Source organism: Pseudomonas sp. S3_B11 (assembly GCF_054667715.1).
Window position 1 is genome coordinate 6,185,815 of sequence record NZ_CP162749.1, and the last position, 18,935, is coordinate 6,204,749.

The 18,935-nt window shown below is 61.7% G+C and carries 20 protein-coding genes; 12 read left to right on the plus strand and 8 right to left on the minus strand.

The genetic code is table 11. The features are described from left to right. Nucleotides 1–34: 34 nt before the first annotated feature. Both dut and coaBC read right to left on the minus strand, forming a co-directional pair. Nucleotides 35–490 carry a dUTP diphosphatase gene (gene dut / locus AB4O22_RS27615; RefSeq protein ID WP_003206867.1) on the minus strand — a complete coding sequence of 152 codons (456 nt, stop codon included), beginning with the start codon at nucleotides 488–490 and terminating at the stop codon, nucleotides 35–37. 4 nt (nucleotides 491–494) lie between these two features. Then, a complete protein-coding gene (gene coaBC, locus AB4O22_RS27620; RefSeq protein WP_223471325.1) occupies nucleotides 495–1,703 on the minus strand; it encodes a bifunctional phosphopantothenoylcysteine decarboxylase/phosphopantothenate--cysteine ligase CoaBC in 1,209 nt (402 codons plus the stop codon). A gap of 144 nt (nucleotides 1,704–1,847) precedes the next feature. Here coaBC and radC point away from each other — a divergent pair, with 144 nt between their 5' ends. After that, nucleotides 1,848–2,522 (plus strand): RadC family protein, encoded by a 675-nt coding sequence (gene radC / locus AB4O22_RS27625; protein ID WP_214510116.1) that lies wholly within the window; start codon nucleotides 1,848–1,850, stop codon nucleotides 2,520–2,522. Nucleotides 2,523–2,590: 68 nt separating this feature from the next. Here the strand turns inward: radC and AB4O22_RS27630 are convergent, their stop codons facing one another. Further along, nucleotides 2,591–4,177 carry an ABC transporter substrate-binding protein gene (locus AB4O22_RS27630; RefSeq protein ID WP_460097606.1) on the minus strand — a complete coding sequence of 529 codons (1,587 nt, stop codon included), beginning with the start codon at nucleotides 4,175–4,177 and terminating at the stop codon, nucleotides 2,591–2,593. A 437-nt stretch (nucleotides 4,178–4,614) separates the two neighbouring features. Between AB4O22_RS27630 and rpmB the strand changes: the two genes are divergently transcribed. Beyond that, nucleotides 4,615–4,848: a 50S ribosomal protein L28 gene (rpmB, locus tag AB4O22_RS27635; RefSeq protein ID WP_003177273.1), complete on the plus strand. Its 234-nt coding sequence runs from the start codon at nucleotides 4,615–4,617 to the stop codon at nucleotides 4,846–4,848. An 11-nt stretch (nucleotides 4,849–4,859) separates the two neighbouring features. Next, nucleotides 4,860–5,015, plus strand: a complete 156-nt coding sequence (rpmG, locus tag AB4O22_RS27640) for a 50S ribosomal protein L33 (RefSeq protein ID WP_003177274.1) — start codon at nucleotides 4,860–4,862, stop codon at nucleotides 5,013–5,015. A gap of 90 nt (nucleotides 5,016–5,105) precedes the next feature. Here the strand turns inward: rpmG and AB4O22_RS27645 are convergent, their stop codons facing one another. Then, nucleotides 5,106–5,468: a cupin domain-containing protein gene (locus AB4O22_RS27645; protein ID WP_003206861.1), complete on the minus strand. Its 363-nt coding sequence runs from the start codon at nucleotides 5,466–5,468 to the stop codon at nucleotides 5,106–5,108. Nucleotides 5,469–5,702: 234 nt separating this feature from the next. Here AB4O22_RS27645 and AB4O22_RS27650 point away from each other — a divergent pair, with 234 nt between their 5' ends. Next, a complete protein-coding gene (locus AB4O22_RS27650) occupies nucleotides 5,703–7,196 on the plus strand; it encodes an aldehyde dehydrogenase (RefSeq protein ID WP_003206859.1) in 1,494 nt (497 codons plus the stop codon). Nucleotides 7,197–7,386: 190 nt separating this feature from the next. Continuing rightward, nucleotides 7,387–8,529, plus strand: a complete 1,143-nt coding sequence (locus AB4O22_RS27655; RefSeq protein ID WP_053163620.1) for an MFS transporter — start codon at nucleotides 7,387–7,389, stop codon at nucleotides 8,527–8,529. Nucleotides 8,530–8,542: 13 nt separating this feature from the next. Here the strand turns inward: AB4O22_RS27655 and AB4O22_RS27660 are convergent, their stop codons facing one another. Further along, nucleotides 8,543–10,108 carry a phospholipase D family protein gene (locus tag AB4O22_RS27660; RefSeq protein WP_053163618.1) on the minus strand — a complete coding sequence of 522 codons (1,566 nt, stop codon included), beginning with the start codon at nucleotides 10,106–10,108 and terminating at the stop codon, nucleotides 8,543–8,545. 61 nt (nucleotides 10,109–10,169) lie between these two features. Further along, nucleotides 10,170–11,603, minus strand: coding sequence for an aminotransferase-like domain-containing protein (locus AB4O22_RS27665; RefSeq protein WP_053163615.1), 1,434 nt, complete (start codon nucleotides 11,601–11,603; stop codon nucleotides 10,170–10,172). 179 nt (nucleotides 11,604–11,782) lie between these two features. On the opposite strand from AB4O22_RS27665, the gene AB4O22_RS27670 reads away from it, so the two are divergent. Further along, the gene (locus tag AB4O22_RS27670) at nucleotides 11,783–12,028 is read left to right on the plus strand and encodes a DUF1127 domain-containing protein (RefSeq protein WP_223471332.1); all 246 of its coding nucleotides are present in this window, start codon (nucleotides 11,783–11,785) and stop codon (nucleotides 12,026–12,028) included. A gap of 113 nt (nucleotides 12,029–12,141) precedes the next feature. Here the strand turns inward: AB4O22_RS27670 and AB4O22_RS27675 are convergent, their stop codons facing one another. After that, nucleotides 12,142–13,455, minus strand: a complete 1,314-nt coding sequence (locus AB4O22_RS27675) for an NAD(P)/FAD-dependent oxidoreductase (RefSeq protein ID WP_460097609.1) — start codon at nucleotides 13,453–13,455, stop codon at nucleotides 12,142–12,144. Between the two features lie 145 nt (nucleotides 13,456–13,600). Here AB4O22_RS27675 and AB4O22_RS27680 point away from each other — a divergent pair, with 145 nt between their 5' ends. Beyond that, nucleotides 13,601–13,954 (plus strand): YkgJ family cysteine cluster protein, encoded by a 354-nt coding sequence (locus AB4O22_RS27680; RefSeq protein WP_092442997.1) that lies wholly within the window; start codon nucleotides 13,601–13,603, stop codon nucleotides 13,952–13,954. A 152-nt stretch (nucleotides 13,955–14,106) separates the two neighbouring features. Here the strand turns inward: AB4O22_RS27680 and AB4O22_RS27685 are convergent, their stop codons facing one another. Then, nucleotides 14,107–14,595 carry an Lrp/AsnC ligand binding domain-containing protein gene (locus AB4O22_RS27685; RefSeq protein WP_003206849.1) on the minus strand — a complete coding sequence of 163 codons (489 nt, stop codon included), beginning with the start codon at nucleotides 14,593–14,595 and terminating at the stop codon, nucleotides 14,107–14,109. A 155-nt stretch (nucleotides 14,596–14,750) separates the two neighbouring features. Between AB4O22_RS27685 and dadA the strand changes: the two genes are divergently transcribed. The 5 genes from dadA to AB4O22_RS27710 all read left to right on the plus strand — a co-directional run bounded on the left by dadA (nucleotide 14,751) and on the right by AB4O22_RS27710 (nucleotide 18,824). Beyond that, the gene (gene dadA / locus AB4O22_RS27690; protein WP_024618128.1) at nucleotides 14,751–16,055 is read left to right on the plus strand and encodes a D-amino acid dehydrogenase; all 1,305 of its coding nucleotides are present in this window, start codon (nucleotides 14,751–14,753) and stop codon (nucleotides 16,053–16,055) included. Beyond that, entirely contained in the window at nucleotides 16,027–16,380 is a 354-nt protein-coding gene (locus AB4O22_RS27695) for a RidA family protein (protein ID WP_003206844.1), read from the plus strand. Before dadA ends, AB4O22_RS27695 begins: the two co-directional genes overlap by 29 nt. Before the next feature lie 97 nt (nucleotides 16,381–16,477). Beyond that, nucleotides 16,478–17,551 (plus strand): alanine racemase, encoded by a 1,074-nt coding sequence (alr, locus tag AB4O22_RS27700; protein ID WP_460097611.1) that lies wholly within the window; start codon nucleotides 16,478–16,480, stop codon nucleotides 17,549–17,551. A 128-nt stretch (nucleotides 17,552–17,679) separates the two neighbouring features. Beyond that, nucleotides 17,680–18,228: a cupin domain-containing protein gene (locus tag AB4O22_RS27705; RefSeq protein ID WP_003206841.1), complete on the plus strand. Its 549-nt coding sequence runs from the start codon at nucleotides 17,680–17,682 to the stop codon at nucleotides 18,226–18,228. A gap of 182 nt (nucleotides 18,229–18,410) precedes the next feature. Then, the gene (locus AB4O22_RS27710) at nucleotides 18,411–18,824 is read left to right on the plus strand and encodes a c-type cytochrome (RefSeq protein WP_003206840.1); all 414 of its coding nucleotides are present in this window, start codon (nucleotides 18,411–18,413) and stop codon (nucleotides 18,822–18,824) included. Nucleotides 18,825–18,935 lie beyond the last annotated feature (111 nt).

Here is an 18,935-nt window from a genome sequence, read left to right on the forward strand (position 1 = left end):
GGGCCGGGCAGGACGCCCGGCCTGTAACCACCGGTCAATGGCTGCCGGAATGCCCGAAACCACCCGCGCCGCGTTGGCTTTCGTCGAATTCTTCGACCAGTTCGAAGTGGGCCTGGACCACCGGCACCAGCACCAACTGCGCGATGCGTTCGCCCACGGCAATGTTGAAGGCCGTTTGGCCGCGGTTCCAGCATGACACCATCAGTTCGCCCTGGTAATCGGAGTCGATCAGGCCCACCAGGTTGCCCAGCACGATGCCGTGCTTATGGCCCAAGCCCGAGCGCGGCAGGATCAGCGCGGCCAGGCCCGGGTCGCCGATGTACACCGACAGACCGGTAGGAATCAACAGGGTCTGGCCCGGCTCCAGGATTGTGTCCTGCTTGAGCATCGCCCGCAGGTCGAGGCCGGCGGAGCCTGGTGTGGCGTATTGCGGCAGCGGGAATTCGTTGCCGATGCGTGGGTCGAGGATCTTGGCTTGTAGGGCGTGCATGACATTAAACCTGGTTCAGACGTTCGGCGATAAAAGTGATCAGCTGGCGGGCAATCTTGCTCTTGCTGGTCTGGGCGAAAAGTGTGGCGTGCAACTGGCGGTCGATCACGCTGCAGGCGTTTTCTTCGCTGTTGAAGCCGATGCTCGGGTTGGCCACGTCGTTGGCGACGATCAAGTCGAGGTTCTTGTCCTTGAGCTTGCGTGCGGCGTAATCGAGCAGGTGTTCGGTCTCGGCGGCAAAGCCGACACTGAACGGGCGGTCGGGGCGGGTGGCGATGCTGGCCAGGATGTCCGGGTTGCGCACCATTTGCAGTAGCAAGCCGTCGCCGCTTGTAGGGTCTTTCTTCAATTTTTGCGGGGCAACGACTTCGGGGCGGTAGTCCGCCACCGCCGCCGAGGCGATGAACAGGTCGCAGGGGATAGCTGCTTCGCAGGCCGCGAGCATGTCCCGGGCGCTGACCACATCGATTCGCGTGACCCGGTCCGGCGTCGGCAGGTGCACGGGACCGGTGATCAGCGTCACCCGGGCGCCGGCTTCCACGGCGGCTTCGGCCAGGGCGAAGCCCATTTTTCCGGAGCTGTGGTTGGTGATGTAGCGCACCGGGTCGATGTTTTCCTGGGTCGGTCCGGCGGTGATCAGCACGTGCTTGCCGGTCAGGGCCTGGTGCTGGAAGCAGTCGGCGGCGCACTGGGCCAGGTCGGTGGCTTCGAGCATGCGGCCCATGCCGACATCGCCGCAGGCCTGGCTCCCGGAGGCCGGACCGAAGACTTTCAGGGCGCGGCTTTCGAGCAATTGCAGGTTGGCCTGGGTGGCCGGGTCGCGCCACATGGCCTGGTTCATGGCCGGCGCCACGGCGACCACCGCGTCGGTGGCGAGCACCAGGGTGGTCAGGAGGTCGTCGGCGATACCTTGGGCCAAACGGGCGATCAGGTCGGCCGTGGCCGGGGCGATCAGTACCAGGTCGGCCCACTTGGCCAGTTCGATATGACCCATGGCGGCTTCGGCCGCCGGGTCGAGCAAATCCAGGTGGACCGGGTGCCCGGACAGGGCTTGCATGGTCAGCGGGGTAATGAACTCGCTGCCACCGCGGGTCATGACGACCCGTACTTCCGCGCCCTGGTCGATAAGCCTGCGAACCAGCTCGGCGCTCTTGTAGGCGGCAATGCCGCCGCCGACGCCCAGAACGATGCGTTTCCGATACAGCCGCTGCATAGGCCTGCCTTTCGATTTCAGTGGTCAGTGCAAGGCGAACCCCTTGGCAGCAGCTGCCAGGGTGCAAATCGCCTGCAAAAAAGATGGGCTACGATATCACAGCGACCGCTACGGAACAGCGGCGCCCACAATCAGGGAGATGCCATGAGTATTCGCGATTGGCCCGCGGCCGAGCGGCCACGGGAGCGGTTATTGGCGCTAGGGGCGGGGAGTCTTTCGGACGCCGAGCTGCTGGCGATTTTTTTACGCACCGGCGTGTCGGGCAAAAGCGCGGTGGATCTGGCGCGACAACTATTGATTCAATTTGGCAGCCTGCGCGCGCTGCTTGAAGCCGATCAGATCACATTCAGTAATCATATGGGGCTCGGGCCGGCGAAGTTTGCCCAGCTGCAAGCGGCTCAGGAAATGAGCCGTCGGCATTTGGCTGAACGGGCACGGGAAAAAACCTCGCTGGAAAGCCCGTTCGCGGTGCGTGAGTACCTGAAATCGATGCTGCGTCACGAACCCCACGAGGTGTTCGGTTGCCTGTTTCTCAATTCCAAGCACCAGGTGCTGACCTTCGAGGCGCTGTTTCGCGGCTCTATCGACAGCGCCAGTGTCCATCCCCGGCAGGTCGTCAAGCGCGCCCTGGCCCACAACGCCGCCGCGTTGATCCTGTGCCACAACCACCCCTCCGGCAACACCGAGCCCAGCCAGGCCGACCGGGTGCTCACTGAGCGGCTTCAGGAGGCGCTGGAGCTGATCGATGTGCGGGTGCTCGACCATTTCATCGTTGGCGATGGGGAGCCGTTGTCGATGGCGGAGCGTGGGTGGATGTAGGCCTGATCAGGCTTGAATAATCCCTTTGCTCCCACAGGCCCCCACAGAAGGGGGCTGTGGGGCTGGGGTTATTTGATGCTGACCTTGGAGTAATCCTGGCGCCCAAACGGGCTCACCGCATAACCCTGCACATCCTTGCGGGTCAGGGCGAACGCGGTTGGGTGCGCCAGGGGCAGCCACAGGGCCTGTTGCTGGATCTGGGCCTGGGCCTGTTCGTAGAGCTTGGCCCGCACGCCCTGTTCGCCGGTGGTCTTGCCGGCGCTGATCAGTTTGTCCAGGTCGGGATTGCAGTAGCGGGCGAAGTTGGTGCCGGACTTGACCGCCGCACAGGAAAACTGTGGCGTGAGGAAGTTGTCCGGGTCGCCGTTGTCGCCGGCCCAACCCATGAACAGCAAATCATGTTCGCCGGCCTTGGCGCGACGGATCAGTTCGCCCCATTCGATCACCCGGATCTCGGCCTGGATGCCAATCTGCGCCAGGTCGGACTGCAGCAGTTGTGCGCCAGCGCTGGGGTTGGGGTTCAGCAGGCTGCCGGAAGGGCGGGTCCAGATGGTGGTCTGGAAGCCTTCCTTCAATCCGGCCTTGGCCATCAGGTCGCGGGCTTTGGCCAGGTCATGGGCGTAGCCGGGCAGGTTTTTGGCGTAGCTCCAGGTGTTGGGCGGGTAGGGGCCATTGGCGGCTTCGGCGGTACCTTCGAAGACGGTCTTCAGATAGCTGGCCTTGTCGAAGGCCAGGTTGATGGCTTGGCGCACCTCAGGCTTGTCCAGCGGTGGATGCTGGCTGTTGATCGCCACGAACGCGGTCATGAAAGCGTCGGTCTGCTCGACCTTCAGCGTAGGTTCTTGCTTGGCGGCTTGTACGTCCAGCGGCTTGGGCGACAGGGCGATCTGGCATTCGTTGCGGCGCAGTTTCTGCAGGCGCACATTGGCGTCCGGCGTGATGGCGAAGACCAGCGGGTCCACTTGAGGCTTGCCGCCAAAATAGGCGTCGTTGGCCTTGTAGCGAATCGAGGCGTCCTTCTGGAACCGGCTGAAAATGAACGGGCCGGTGCCGATCGGCAGGCTGTTGAGCTTTTCCGGCGTACCGGACTTCATCAACTGGTCGGCGTATTCGGCCGAATAAATGGAGGCAAAACCCATGCTCAGCGTCGCCAGGAAGGTCGAGTCGGCGTGATCGAGGGTGAAGCGCACGGTCAGCGGGTCCAGTGCGTCGACTTTCTTGATCAGCGCCGGCAGTTGCATGGACTGGGCGTGGGGGAAGCCGCTTTGCGCCACCTTGTGCCAGGGGTTCGCCGGGTCGAGCATGCGCTCGAAGCTGAACTTCACGTCCTCGGCGGTCAGGTCACGGCGCGGCGTGAAGTAGTCGGTGTGGTGGAACTTGACCTGTGGCCGCAGCTTGAACACATAGGCCAGGCCATCGGTGGAGACTTCCCAGCGCTCGGCCAGGCTCGGGACCACTTTGCCGCTGGCGGTGTCGAAGTCCACCAGGCGGTTCATCAGCACGTCGGCGGAGGCGTTGGTGGTCGTCAGGGAGTTGTACTGGACGACATCGAACCCTTCCGGGCTGGCTTCGGTGCAGACGCTCAGGGCGGCGGCCAAGGCCTGCGGGGTGATCAGCAGAGGGGCGAGCAACAATGGTAGGGCAGCGAGGCGCATGGTCGGTTTCCTGTGCAAGTCGAAGGCCCATCTGCGAGTGCAGTCTGGAAAAGGCCTACCCTAGTGGGCTCGCCGCTAAATGACTATCCCCTTTTTGCATTTTCCGGCACTCTGCGCCGGCGCCTTGATGGACTAAAAAACGCCGCCGGTGAAAAAAACCTGCATGCAGCGACGAGCGGTAAGGGGCTGTGCCAGCCTCTGCCCCCGCCGCCCGGGGCGGTTGGTCGATGATTCGCCATGAAGACAAATCACATCGGCTGTTGTTGCGCTGTGGTCTTTCTGGTATAAAGCAGCGCTCTTTTCTAGGGGCCCGGTTCCTTCACTGTAGGTGTAGCCGGTAAGACCCTTAAAGAAACGCGGCGCCTGGCGCCAAATGACTGAGAGATTAAGCGGCCAACCCATGCCGGGTTGGGCATGTGGTTTTAGAGGGCTGAGGCATGTCGAGAGTCTGTCAAGTTACCGGTAAGGGTCCGGTGACTGGGAATAACATTTCCCACGCAAACAACAAAACCCGTCGTCGTTTCCTGCCGAACCTGCAGCATCACCGCTTCTGGGTTGAAGAAGAGAAACGTTTTGTGCGTCTGCGCGTATCTGCCAAGGGCATGCGTATCATCGACAAGCGTGGCATCAGTGTCGTGCTGGCCGAACTTCGTCGCGATGGCAAGGTTTAAGGGAGCTAATCATGCGTGAATTGATTCGTTTGATCTCGAGCGCCGGTACTGGTCACTTCTACACTACCGACAAGAACAAGCGTACTACCCCGGACAAAATCGAGATCAAGAAATATGATCCGGTTGTTCGCAAGCACGTGATCTACAAGGAAGGCAAAATCAAGTAATTGATTTTTTCCTTCTTACGAAAAAGGCCCGTATCGCGAGATACGGGCCTTTTTTGTTGCCCGTGAGGCCGGCCCAGGCCACACAAGTCCTCAAGCCTTCTGTTCGAACACCACATAAATCTTGCGGCACGGTTCCAACACTTCCCAAGTACCCTTGAACCCCGCTGGAATCACGAAACGGTCACCGGCCCGCAGGGTCTTGGCATTGCCATCGTCGTCCCGAAGCACGGAAACGCCCTGGACGATCTCGCAATACTCATGCTCGGTGTAATTGACCGTCCACTGGCCGACGGCGCCTTCCCATACGCCCGCGTTCATTTGCCCGCAGGGGCTGCTGTAGTGGTTGAACACGGTTTGCTCGGGATCGCCCTTGAACACCTTGGCCGGGTCCGGGCGATAACGTTCGGCGGTGGTATTGGCCTGGCTGAAATCAACGATGTCCTGAATGCTCATGCGGGTGATCCCCAGTGATCGCTTGGAAGGCCTCGAGTCTATGTTTATTAAAACGAACATCGCAAGGTCGTTTGCCAGCGTTGTGTCAAATATATTGAAACATGACCAGCCGCTGGTTTAGGGTGGCGGGTGCCCTATGCCGAAAACGGCGCCGAAACCAGGCTGGTTGGGCAGAATTCTTTTGAGCGCTGCGCACCGCGCGGCGTTCGTACTCAATAAGAGGAGGACACACGCATGACCACCCTGACTCGTGCCGACTGGGAACAACGCGCCCGCGACCTGAAGATCGAAGGCCGCGCCTTCATCAACGGCGAGTACACCGATGCGGTGTCCGGCGAAACCTTCGATTGCCTCAGCCCGGTCGATGGCCGCCTGCTGGGCAAGATCGCCAGCTGTGACGTTGCCGACGCCCAGCGTGCGGTCGAAAACGCCCGTGCCACGTTCAATTCCGGCGTCTGGTCGCGCCTGGCACCGAGCAAGCGCAAAACCACCATGATTCGTTTTGCCGGCCTGCTCAAGCAGCATGCCGAAGAACTGGCGCTGCTCGAAACCCTGGACATGGGCAAGCCGATCAGTGACTCCCTGAACATCGACGTTCCCGGCGCGGCCCAAGCCTTGAGCTGGAGCGGCGAAGCCATCGACAAGCTCTACGACGAAGTGGCGGCCACGCCGCACGACCAGTTGGGCCTGGTAACCCGTGAGCCGGTGGGTGTCGTGGGCGCTATCGTGCCCTGGAACTTCCCGTTGATGATGGCCTGCTGGAAGCTCGGCCCGGCGCTGTCCACCGGTAACTCGGTGGTGCTCAAACCGTCGGAAAAATCCCCGTTGACCGCCATCCGCATCGCCGCACTGGCGATCGAGGCCGGCATTCCGAAAGGCGTGCTGAACGTGCTGCCAGGCTATGGCCACACTGTCGGCAAGGCCCTGGCCCTGCATATGGACGTCGATACGTTGGTGTTCACCGGTTCTACCAAGATCGCCAAGCAACTGATGATCTACTCCGGCGAATCCAACATGAAGCGTATCTGGCTGGAAGCCGGCGGCAAGAGCCCGAACATCGTGTTCGCCGATGCCCCGGACCTGCAAGCCGCCGCCGAATCCGCCGCCAGCGCCATCGCCTTCAATCAGGGCGAAGTCTGCACCGCCGGCTCGCGGCTGTTGGTGGAGCGTTCCATCAAGGATACGTTCCTGCCACTGGTGATCGAAGCCCTCAAGGGCTGGAAGCCAGGTAACCCGCTGGACCCGGCCACCAATGTGGGCGCCCTGGTCGATACCCAGCAGATGAACACCGTGCTGTCCTACATCGAGGCCGGGCACAGCGACGGCGCCAAACTGGTGGCTGGCGGCAAGCGCATCCTTGAGGAAACGGGCGGTACGTACGTCGAGCCGACGATTTTCGATGGCGTGAGCAACGCGATGAAAATCGCCCAGGAGGAGATTTTCGGCCCGGTGTTGTCGGTGATTGCTTTCGACACCGCCGAGCAGGCCATCGAGATCGCCAACGACACGCCGTACGGCCTGGCCGCGGCGGTATGGACCAAGGACATCTCCAAGGCCCACCTGACCGCCAAGGCCCTGCGTGCCGGCAGCGTATGGGTCAACCAGTACGACGGCGGCGACATGACCGCGCCGTTCGGTGGTTTCAAGCAATCGGGCAACGGTCGCGACAAGTCGCTGCATGCGTTCGACAAGTACACCGAGCTGAAGTCGACCTGGATCAAGCTCTGACAATGGGGGCCCCGGATCCTGTCCGGGGTCTCATGCAGCGCTGATCCCCCCTGTGGGAGCGAGCTTGCTCGCGATAGCGGTATGACAGTCGACGACTTTGTTGAATGTTGCGCCGTCATCGCGAGCAAGCTCGCTCCCACAGTGTTTTGGGGGATGGTTGAGATTGATAACCCTCCACAGGAGCGTGGAAATGCGTTGGGCGACCTATTTCGCGGTGTTGGCGTCTGTCCTGAGTGTCGGCCTGGCCTTGGGTGTGAGCATGCCGCTGGTGTCGCTGCGCCTGGAGGGCTGGGGCTATGGCTCGTTCGCCATTGGCGTGATGGCCGCCATGCCGGCCGTGGGGGTGCTGCTCGGGGCCAAGATGTCCAGCCGGCTGGCGGCGCGGTTTGGCACGGCGGTGTTGATGCGCCTGTGCCTGTGGGGCGGCGCGGTCTCCATCGGGTTGCTGGCGCTGTTGCCCAGCTATCCGGTCTGGTTGCTGCTGCGCCTGGTGATTGGCGTGGTCCTGACCCTGGTGTTCATTCTCGGTGAAAGCTGGATCAATCAACTGGTCATTGAGAAATGGCGTGGGCGACTGGTGGCGCTGTACGGCAGCAGCTACGCCCTGAGCCAGTTGTCCGGCCCGCTGCTGCTGGGTGCGCTGGGGACCGATCATGACTATGGGTTCTGGGTGGGTGTCGGTTTGCTGCTGAGCGCACCCTTGCTGTTGCTGGGCCGTAGCGGTGCACCGAGCAGCGAGGCCGGCGGCGTGACGTTTGGCGACTTGTGGACGTTTTGCCGAGGCTTGCCGGCGATTGCCTGGGCGGTCTCGTTGTTCGCCGCGTTCGAGGCCATGATCCTCACGTTGCTGCCGGTGTATTGCCTGCGCCAGGGCTTCACCGCCGACATAGCGCTGGCGATGGTCAGCACCGTGGTGGTCGGTGATGCCCTGTTGCAGTTGCCCATCGGCGCGCTGGCCGATCGCGTGTCTCGCCGGGCGCTGTTGACGGGCTGTGCGGTGGTGCTGATGTTGTCGAGCCTGGCGGTTCCGCTTTTGATCGATACTTTGTTGATCTGGCCGCTGTGGGTGCTGTTCGGCGCCAGTGCTGGCGGTTTGTTCACGTTGTCGCTGATCCTGATCGGCGAGCGTTACCGCGACGATGCGCTGGTGCGGGCCAACGCTCACGTCGCGCAACTGTGGGGCCTTGGTTGCCTGATCGGCCCACTGGCGGCAGGAGCGGGCAGCCAGTGGATCAGCGGGCATGCGCTGCCTCTGTTCATGGCGGCAGGGGCGTTTGGCCTGGTGATCCTGCTGTTGCGCCAAGGAGCATTCGGGACCACCCAAACCGCTTGAACACCCCGCTGGATTACAACATCCGCTCCAACCCGACCGTCGTGCTGAACCAGGCATTGAACCGGCGCCACCAACTGCCCGGTTCGCGGTCCAGGTCGTGCGTCTGGCCGTTGTCTTCGGTGGTCCATACAAGCCTTCCATCCTCCAGCCTGGCCTGATAACTCAGGGCCGGCGCCATGCCCTGCAAGGCCAGGTCGCGCACTTGGCCGGCGAGTTCAGGGCTGTCCACCAGCACGCCGACTTCGGTGTTCCACAGCACCGAGCGCGGGTCGAAATTGAACGAGCCGATGAACGATTTCTGCTGGTCGAAGATGATCGCTTTGCTGTGTAGGCTGGAGTCCGATTGGCCGTAGGACTTGCTGTAGAACAGGTGAGGGCTGCTGCCTTTGTCGCCCGGTTGTCGGCGAAGCTCGAACAGGCGTACACCATGTTGCAGCAGGGCTTTGCGGTACGGCGCATAGCCGCCGTGCACGGCGGGCACGTCGGTGGCTTCCAGGGAGTTGGTCAGCAGGCTCACCGACACGCCGGCATCGGCGCGACTGGTCAGATAGACCAAACCTGGCTGACCGGGGACGAAGTAGGCGGAAATCATGATCAGTTCTTTGCTGACGCCCGTCAGCTCGGGTGCCAGTTGCGTAGTCAGCAATAGCTGCGGATCCGGCTCGTCCTTGGCCAGCACCTTGCTGGGCGCGTCCCACAGCGCCTTGTTCCAGGCCCAGATCAACTGGCCGCGCCAGGTGTCCAGGCGCGGTTGGGTCTTGTAGGCGGTCAATTGCTGGTAGAGCGCGTGATTTTCCTTTTGGGTCTGCTCCATGGATTCTTGCAGGCGCAGGCGGCTGTTGGCCAGGTCCTTGGGCGTGGGGCGATGAGACAGGAACTGTTCGATGGGTTTGCTCAGGGCGCTGTTCCAGTACTGGTCGAAGCTGTGCCCCAATTGTTCGGCCACTGGCCCGACACTGAGCAGGTCGATGTCGGTGAAGTTCAGGTTGGGTTCGGCGTCGAAATACTCATCGCCCAGGTTGCGGCCGCCGACGATGGCCATGCTGTTGTCCGCCAGCCACAGTTTGTTGTGCATCCGGCGGTGTTGCTGCGACAGGTTGAGCAGGCGCCCGAGGCTGCGGGTCACGCCGGTGGCGCGTCCCAGGTGCAGCGGGTTGAACAGGCGGATCTGGATCTGCGGATGAGCGGCGAGGGTCGCGATGATCTGATCCTGGCCATCGCTGGTGGTGTCGTCCAGCAGGATCCGTACGCGCACGCCCCGGTCGGCGGCCTTGAGCAATTCATCCACGAGCATCCGCGTGCTGATGCCGTCATGGACAATGTAGTACTGCAAATCCAGGCTGCCTTGGGCGTGGCGAATCAACTCGGCCCGGGCGATGAACGCGTCGGTGCTGTCCGACAGTAGCCGAAAGCCCGAGCGACCTTCATGGGCGGCAGCCTGGGCCTGGACCGAGCGGCCGAACGAAGATTCGGCGGCCGGTAAGACCTGGGAGGGCTCGCGGGTGACATCAAGACTGGCGCAGCCGCTCAGCAGCGAGGCGACTAGCAGCAGCGCAGGCAGGATCGGTCTGGATCTCACGTAGGATCGTTCCGCTTGTTCACGTTGATCGGCTGTTGGGTGCTGCTTCCCTGGGTAAAGTTCAGACGACGTCGCGCTGGGTTTCGTTCAACAGCGCGATAGCGGCGGTTCCGACCTTGCGCACGGCTTCTTCGATCTGGGCCGTTGGCTTGGCAGCGTAGTTCATCCGCAGGCAGTTGCGGTACTTGCCCGATGCCGAAAAGATGCTGCCGACAGCGACCTGCACGCCTTGGTCGAGCAGGACCCGATTGAGCTTCAGCGTGTCGAAACCGTCCGGCAACTCGACCCACAACATGAAGCTGCCCCGCGGGCGACTGGCCCGGGTGCCCGGCGGAAAGTAGCGGCTGACCCAATCGATCATCACGTCGCGATTGCGCTGGTATTGCGTACGCATCCGGCGCAAATGGGGTTCGAAATGCCCACCCTTGAGAAATTCGGCAATGGCGATCTGCGGTTGTGGCGCGGTGGAGCCGGTGCTGATGTATTTCATGTGCAGCGCCCGCTCCAGGTACCGGCCTGGCGCGACCCAGCCAATACGCAGCCCTGGCGCCAGGGTCTTGGAAAAAGAACTGCAGAGCAGGACGCGGCCGTCTTCATCGAAGGACTTGATGGTGCGCGGGCGAGGGTAGGTGTAGGCCAACTCGCCATACACATCATCTTCGATGATCGCCACGTCGAAGCGCTGTGCCAGGGTCAGCAGCGCGCGTTTATTGGCGTCGGGCATGATGTAGCCCAGCGGGTTATTGCAGCTGGGGGTCAACTGTATGGCCTTGATCGGCCATTGCTCCAGCGCCAGTTCCAGTGCATCCAGGCTGATGCCGGTGAGCGGGTCGGTGGGGATTTCCAAAGCCTTCATGCCCAGGCCCTTGAGGGTTTGCATGGCCCCGTGAAAACTGGGTGAGTCCACCGCGACGATATCGCCCTGTTCGCAGGTGGCGCGGATGCTGACCGACAGGGCCTCATGGCAGCCAGTGGTGACGATAAAATCGTTGGGCCCCAGCTGGCAGCCGGAGTCCAGCGACAGCCGGGCGATCTGCTCACGTAGCGCGAGGTTGCCGTAGATGTTGTCGTAATACAGGCCGGGCATGTCTTGTCGGCGGCTGATCTGCGCCAGGCTGCGCAACAGCGGTTTCATGGTCGGCGAATTGATATCCGGCATGCCGCGTCCCAGTTGCACCACGTCCGGACGCGGTACGGCGCGGATCAGCTCCAGCACCTGGTCCCACTGGGAAATATCCACTGGGCGCTGGGCCGGACGGCCTACCACCGGCAGGTCCGGCAGTTCGCGGCCCACGGGTACGAAATAGCCGGACTTGGGTCTCGGCATCGCCAGCCCACTGTCTTCCAGCACGCGGTAGGCCTGCTGCACGGTACTCAAGCTGACCCCATGTTCCGTGCTCAATGCCCGCACTGATGGCAGCCGGTCGCCGGGGCGGTAGAAGCCCTGTTCGATGCGGGTACCGAGCAATTCGGCGAGGTTCACGTAGAGGGTCATGGTGCGCTCCCGATGAGATGGATCACTGCAACCGATACAGTTGGGGTGGAAAATGACAATTCAGTGCCGGAAATACCGAGTCTGTATGCTTATAAAAAAAATTAGTTGAATCTGTATTGCTTTTGACCGTCCGCGCATCATGAAACCTCTGGCTACCCAAGTAAACAGGAGCGATCAAAATGAACGGCTTGAGCGATGTGCGGCTGACGTTACACAGTCAGGAACTGGCGATAGGGCAGGAGAAGGGGCTGCGTAGTGCGATGTTGCGCAATCCGCTGTCCGGCCTGAGCCGTTGGGCCCTGTTCTGGCATCGTCTGCATACACGCCAAGCCTTGTTGGAACTTACACCCGAACAGTTGCGTGATATCGGGCTGACTCGGCAGCAGGCGTTGGAGGAGGGGCTCAGGCCGTTCTGGCGGCTTTGAAGTGGTGCCGGCCCTGAGACGGCTATCGCGGGCAAGCCTTGCTCCCACAGATTGAAATGGCCTGTGGGAGCAAGGCTTGCCCGCGATAGCGTTGTCAGTCGTGGTGAATTCTTTTAAACCAACTCTTTCAACCGATGCCACAACATCCCCAGCGCCAACAGCGGCGAGCGCAGGTGCTTGCCGCCAGGGAAGGTCATGTGCGGGACCTGGGCGAACAGATCGAAGCCGCTGCTGTGCTGCCCGCTGATGGCTTCGGCCAACAATTTGCCAGCCAGGTGCGTGGCATTCACCCCATGGCCGGAATAGGCCTGGGCGTAATACACATTAGGCTGATCCTTGAGCCGGCCGATCTGCGGTAAACGGTTGGCGCCGATGCCAATCATCCCGCCCCATTGATAATCGATTGTCACATCTGCCAGTTGTGGGAAGACCTTGAGCATCTTCGGCCGCATGTACGCGCCGATATCCTGTGGGTCGCGGCCGGAATAGTGACAGGCCCCACCAAACAGCAAGCGTCGATCCGCCGAAAGCCGGTAGTAATCCAGCGCCACACGTTGATCGCAGACCGCCATGTTCTGTGGCAACAACGCCTGCGCCTGGGCCTGGCTCAAGGGTTCGGTGGCGATGATGTAGCTGCCGGCCGGCAGCACTTTGCCGCCCAGTTGCGGATTGAGTCCATTGAGGTAAGCGTTGCAGCCGAGCACCAGCGTCTTGGCGCGGACTGAGCCCTGTTGGGTGTGCACCTTCATTTCAGGGCCGTAGTCGATACGTGTGACCGCTGATTGCTCGAACAGCCTGACCCCCAGCTGTTGCGCGGCGGCGGCTTCACCCAGGGCCAGGTTCAGCGGATGCAGATGCCCCGAGCCCATGTCGATCAACCCACCGACGTAGCGATCCGAACCCACGACGCTGTGCATTTCGTTGGCTTGCAGCAGTCGGGTCGGATGGCGATAACCCAGGCTGCGCAGTTCTTCGGCGTCTTCGGCGAAGTCCTCCAGGTCGCTGGGCTTGTTGGCGAGGTCGCAGTAACCCCAGGTGAGGTCGCACGGGATCTGGAAACGCTCGACGCGCTGTCGGACGATTTCCACGGCCTCAAGGCCCATGAGCTTCATCTGGCGCACGCCGTCGGCGCCGATGATCGGCGCAAACTGATCGAGGCCATGGCCGACGCCACGAATCAATTGGCCGCCGTTGCGCCCGCTGGCGCCCCAGCCGATCCGGTGCGCTTCCAGCAGCACCACGCTCATGCCGCGCTCGGCCAGTTCGATCGCCGTGTTCAACCCGGAGAACCCGCCGCCGACCACGCAGACATCCGCCAGCAATTCACCCTGCAGCAGCGGATGGTCCGGTTGCGGCAGGCTGCTGGCGGCGTAATAAGAGGCGGCGTGCGCGTGGCTCGGGACAGGTTGCTGAACACGGGCGTTCATGTGCGTAATCCTGATTTTTGTGTTTGAGAAATTTTACGGAGCATAAGCTGGCGATTCCTTACTGGGCAACACCGGTCGGCTGGCGCTGTCTGGTGCGCGGCTTTTAAGGCAGAATCCTGGACCGTCTCCTTCGGTAACCGCCTCGATGAGCTGCAACAGTCAAAAAATTCGCACGCTACGCCAGCAGATTCCCTCGTTCGAGTGCGTACCCGGCTGCCATGACTGCTGTGGTCCGGTGACCACCTCGCCGGAGGAAATGGCCCGCTTGCCCCGCAAGACCCGGGCCGAACAGGACGCGGCCATGGACGCACTCGACTGCGTGCACCTGGGGCCCGACGGTTGCACCGTCTACGACGAGCGCCCGCTGATCTGCCGGTTGTTCGGCACCACCGCGACCTTGCCGTGTCCCAATGGCCGGCGGCCGGTGGAATTGATCCATCCGCGGGTCGAGAAGCAGATTCATGAGTACATGGCCAGCACTCGCCAGGTGTTGGTCTAGCAGGCAGGGATACCGAGTCGCGGTCTTCGCGAGCAAGCTCGCTCCCACAATGGATCTCCGTTGCTCACAAGAGTGTATCCACCTCTGACCGGTGTGGGAGCGAGCTTGCTCGCGAAAGCGTCCGTCCAGACAACCATTGCCTTGAGCCAGGCTCAATCCGGAATTGGCAGGTTCAAGCTCTCCTTCACCTCTTCCATCACGATGTAGCTCTTGGATTCGCGCACATGGGGCAGCTTGAGCAGGATGTCGCCCAGCAGCTTGCGGTACGAAGCCATCTCGGAAATCCGTGCTTTCACCAGATAGTCGAAGTCCCCTGACACCAGGTGACATTCCAGCACGTGAGGCAGTTTCAGCACGGCGCGTCGGAACTCTTCGAACGTGTCGCCGGATTTGTAGTCGAGACTGATCTCGACAAACACCAGCAGGCTACCCTTCAAGTGCTGCGGATTGAGCCGGGCGTTGTAGCCCATGATGATGCCCTCGCGCTCCAGGCGCCGTACCCGCTCGGTGCAGGGCGTGGTGGAGAGGCCGACCTTTTCCCCCAGCTCGGTGAAGGAGATGCGTCCGTCCGCCTGGAGAATGCGCAGGATATTGCGGTCGATCTTGTCCAGCTCACGTTTGGTCTGGGTGTTGGTACGCACAGGTGATGCGCCTCCGTGAAAAGGGTTTTTGCCGAGAATTCTCGCCAAATATAGGCGTTTATATAGTGAAAAGCACTGGCTGATCTTTTTTACACTGCGACCATCAAAGCTATGTACAACAAACGTCAGCGGTTATCCGCGATGAGGGCATCAACATGCGCGTTCTGGTCTTGGGTAGCGGCGTCATCGGCACCGTCAGTGCTTATTATCTGGCCCGTGCCGGGTTTGAAGTGGTGGTGGTCGACCGTCAGCCAGCGCCTGCCATGGAAACCAGTTTCGCCAACGCCGGCCAAGTGTCGCCGGGTTATGCCTCGCCGTGGGCCGCACCGGGTGTACCGCTCAAGGCCATCAAGTGGCTGCTGCAGCGCCACGCGCCGCTGGCGATCAAGGCCACTGCCGACATTGACCAATACCTGTGGATGGCACAGATGCTGCGCAACTGCACCGCCAGCCGCTATGCGATCAACAAGGAACGCATGGTGCGCCTGTCCGAGTACAGCCGTGACTGCCTCGACGAGCTGCGCGCCGAAACCGGCATTGCCTACGAAGGCCGTAGCCTGGGGACCACCCAGCTGTTCCGCACCCAGGCCCAGCTCGATGGCGCGGCAAAAGACATCGCCGTGCTGAAAGAGTCGGGTGTGCCGTTCGAAGTACTCGACCGCGAGGGCATTGCCCGGGTTGAGCCGGCCCTGGCGAATGTCACCGACATTCTGGCCGGCGCCTTGCGCCTGCCGAACGACCAGACCGGCGACTGCCAGATGTTTACCACGCGCCTGGCGGAAATGGCCGAGAAGCTCGGTGTGCAATTCCGCTTCGGCCAGGATATCCAGCGCCTGGACTTCGCCGGTGATCGCATCAACGGTGTCTGGATCGACGGCAAGCTGGAAACCGCCGACCGCTACGTCCTCGCCCTGGGCAGCTATTCACCGCAACTGCTCAAGCCTCTCGGGATCCGTGCTCCGGTGTATCCGCTCAAGGGCTACTCCCTGACCGTGCCGATCACCAATCCGGCGATGGCGCCGACTTCGACCATTCTCGACGAAACCTACAAGGTCGCGATCACCCGGTTCGACAACCGCATTCGCGTGGGCGGCATGGCGGAAATCGCCGGTTTTGACCTGTCCCTCAACCCACGCCGGCGCGAAACCCTGGAGATGATCGTCAACGACCTTTATCCTCAGGGCGGCGACCTGGCCCAGGCCAGTTTCTGGACCGGCTTGCGCCCGACTACCCCGGATGGCACACCAATCGTGGGGGCCACGCCCTTCAAGAATCTGTTCCTGAACACCGGCCATGGCACCCTCGGATGGACCATGGCCTGCGGTTCCGGTCGCCTGTTGGCCGACCTGATGGCGAAGAAAAAGCCGCAGATCAGCGCCGAAGGCCTCGATATTTCCCGTTATGGCAGCAAACACCAGGAGTCTGCAAAACATGTCAATCCAGCGCCAGCTCACCAATGACCGCATGAGCCAGGTTGTCGTGCACAACGGCACCGTTTACCTGGCCGGACAGGTCGGCGACGACATGAACGCCGGTATTGAACAGCAGACCCGCGAAAGCCTGGCCAATATCGAGCGCTTGCTGGACCTGGCCGGAACCGACAAGAATCGTTTGTTATCGGTGACGATCTACTTGAAGGACATCGAGGCCCACTTCGAAGGCATGAACGCCGTCTGGGACAAATGGTTGCCCAAGGGTGTCGCCCCGGCCCGTGCCACGGTGGAAGCCAAGCTGTGCGAACCGGAGATCCTGGTGGAGCTGTCCGTCGTGGCCGCGTTGCCTTAAATACCGGCCCAAACGATCCCTCTCCCGGTGCTGTTGGTGGTTCATGCTGTCAGCCAGCACCGGTTTTTTATTCATGACCGCCTAGAAGCCTGCCGCCATGCGTCCTGCCCGTGCCCTGATCGATCTCCAAGCCCTGCGTCACAACTACCAATTGGCCCGCGAAATCACGGGGGCCAAGGCCCTTGCGGTGATCAAGGCCGATGCCTACGGGCACGGCGCGGTGCGTTGCGCCGAGGCGCTGCAGGACACGGCGGACGGGTTCGCCGTGGCCTGCATCGAAGAAGCCCTGGAACTGCGGGCTGGTGGGATCCGAGGGCCGATCCTGCTGCTGGAGGGTTTTTTCGAGGCCAGTGAGTTGCCGTTGATCGTCGAGCACGATTTCTGGTGCGTGGTGCATTCGTTGTGGCAGCTCGAAGCGATTGAAAAAGCCGCATTGAGCCAGCCGATCACGGTCTGGCTCAAGCTCGATTCCGGTATGCACCGGGTCGGCCTGCATCCGGCGGATTACCAGGCGGCCTACCGTCGCCTGCTCGCCAGCGGCAAGGTGGCGAAGATTGTCTTGATGAGCCACTTCGCCCGTGCCGATGAACTGCACGATCCCAGCAGCACTGAGCAACTGGCGATATTCGACAAGGCCCGCCAGGGCCTGGTGGCGCAGATCAGCCTGCGCAACTCACCGGCCGTGCTGGGTTGGCCGCAGATACCCAGCGACTGGGTGCGCCCGGGCATCATGCTCTACGGGGCCACGCCCTTTGATGAGCCCAACACCGTCGCCTCGCGCCTGCAACCGGTGATGACCCTGGAGTCGAAGATCATCTGCGTGCGTGAATTGCCCGCTGGCGAACCGGTGGGCTACGGTGCTCGTTTTGTGACCACGCAACCGACCCGGGTCGGCGTGGTCGCCATGGGGTATGCCGACGGCTACCCACGCCAGGCGCCCACCGGTACACCGGTGCTGGTGGATGGGCAGCGCAGCCAACTGGTCGGACGGGTGTCGATGGACATGCTGTGTGTCGACTTGACCAATGTCCCCCAGGCCGGGCTCGGCTCGACCGTGGAATTGTGGGGCAAGAACATCCTTGCCAGCGACGTTGCCAAGGCCGCCGACACGATCCCTTATCAGATTTTCTGCAACCTGCGGCGGGTGCCACGGCTCTATTCCGGGCATTGACGCGCGGTGTCAGCTACCGAAAGTCGCTTCACCGAACAGGATTCGGGTCAAAGTGTTGTAAATACTGAACGCTGTCGCCATGATAACGCTCACTTTCCTCACAACCTGATTCCCTGGAGGCTCCAGCATTGGACGTCGGTGAACGACTGCAATCCATTCGTAAACTCAAAGGCCTTTCCCAGCGTGAGCTCGCCAAGCGCGCGGGCGTCACCAACAGCACTATTTCGATGATCGAGAAGAACAGCGTCAGCCCCTCGATCAGCTCGCTGCGTAAGGTCCTTGGCGGGATTCCCATGTCCATGGTCGAGTTTTTCTCCGAAGAAATCCTTCAGGAGAAACCGACTCAGATCGTCTATAAAGCCAACGAACTGATCGACATCTCCGACGGCGCCGTGACCATGAAGCTGGTGGGCAGGGCGCACCCGAGCCGGGCGATTGCCTTCCTCAACGAAATCTATCCGCCTGGCGCCGACACCGGTGAAGAGATGCTCACCCATGAGGGCGAGGAAACCGGGATCCTGGTGGAAGGGCGGCTGGAATTGGTGGTCGGTGTCGAAACCTTCGTGCTCGAAGCCGGCGACAGCTACTATTTCGAAAGCACCAAGCCCCACCGTTTCCGTAATCCGTTCGACGTGCCGGCGCGACTGATCAGCGCAGCCACACCGGCCAATTTCTAGAAAAAGCGGCGCCGGCCCGTACGGCAAAGGCGCCCAGGAAAGGAACCGTCATTGCAAACAAGACCCTTGCGACTTTGGGGTTGTTTCAGTGTGACGGGCTTACCGCTATACTTGCGCCCGCCTGCAAACCGTGGCCGCAGGCGTGACTAGCCACCATTGAGGGTGTACGCGTGAACCTAATTATGAAAATGCTGGCTGCACCAGCAACCGTATTGGCCCTATGGGCAGTCAGTGCCCAAGCGGCGACCACCGACGAAATCGCCAAGCGCCTCGAACCCGTTGGCCAGGTCTGCGTCCAGGGGAAAGAATGCAAAGGCATGGAAGTTGCCACTGCCGCTGGCGGCGCGGGTGGTGCCAAGAAGCCGGCTGACGTGATTGCAAAGCATTGCAACGCTTGCCACGGTACAGGCCTGCTGGGTGCGCCGAAAATCGGTGACAAGGCGGCTTGGAAAGAGCGCGCCGATCACCAGGGCGGCCTCGACGGCATCCTGGCCAAGGCTATTACCGGCATCAATTCCATGCCGCCTAAAGGCACTTGTGCCGATTGCTCGGATGACGACCTCAAGGGCGCCATCAAAGAGATGTCCGGCCTGTAATACGCCGATATCTTGCGCAAAAAAGCCGCTTACGAGCGGCTTTTTTGTGCCTGGGGTTTTTCCAGGGCTGTTCATCGCAACCAAGACGCGGCAAGCTCGGTCCAACCCACA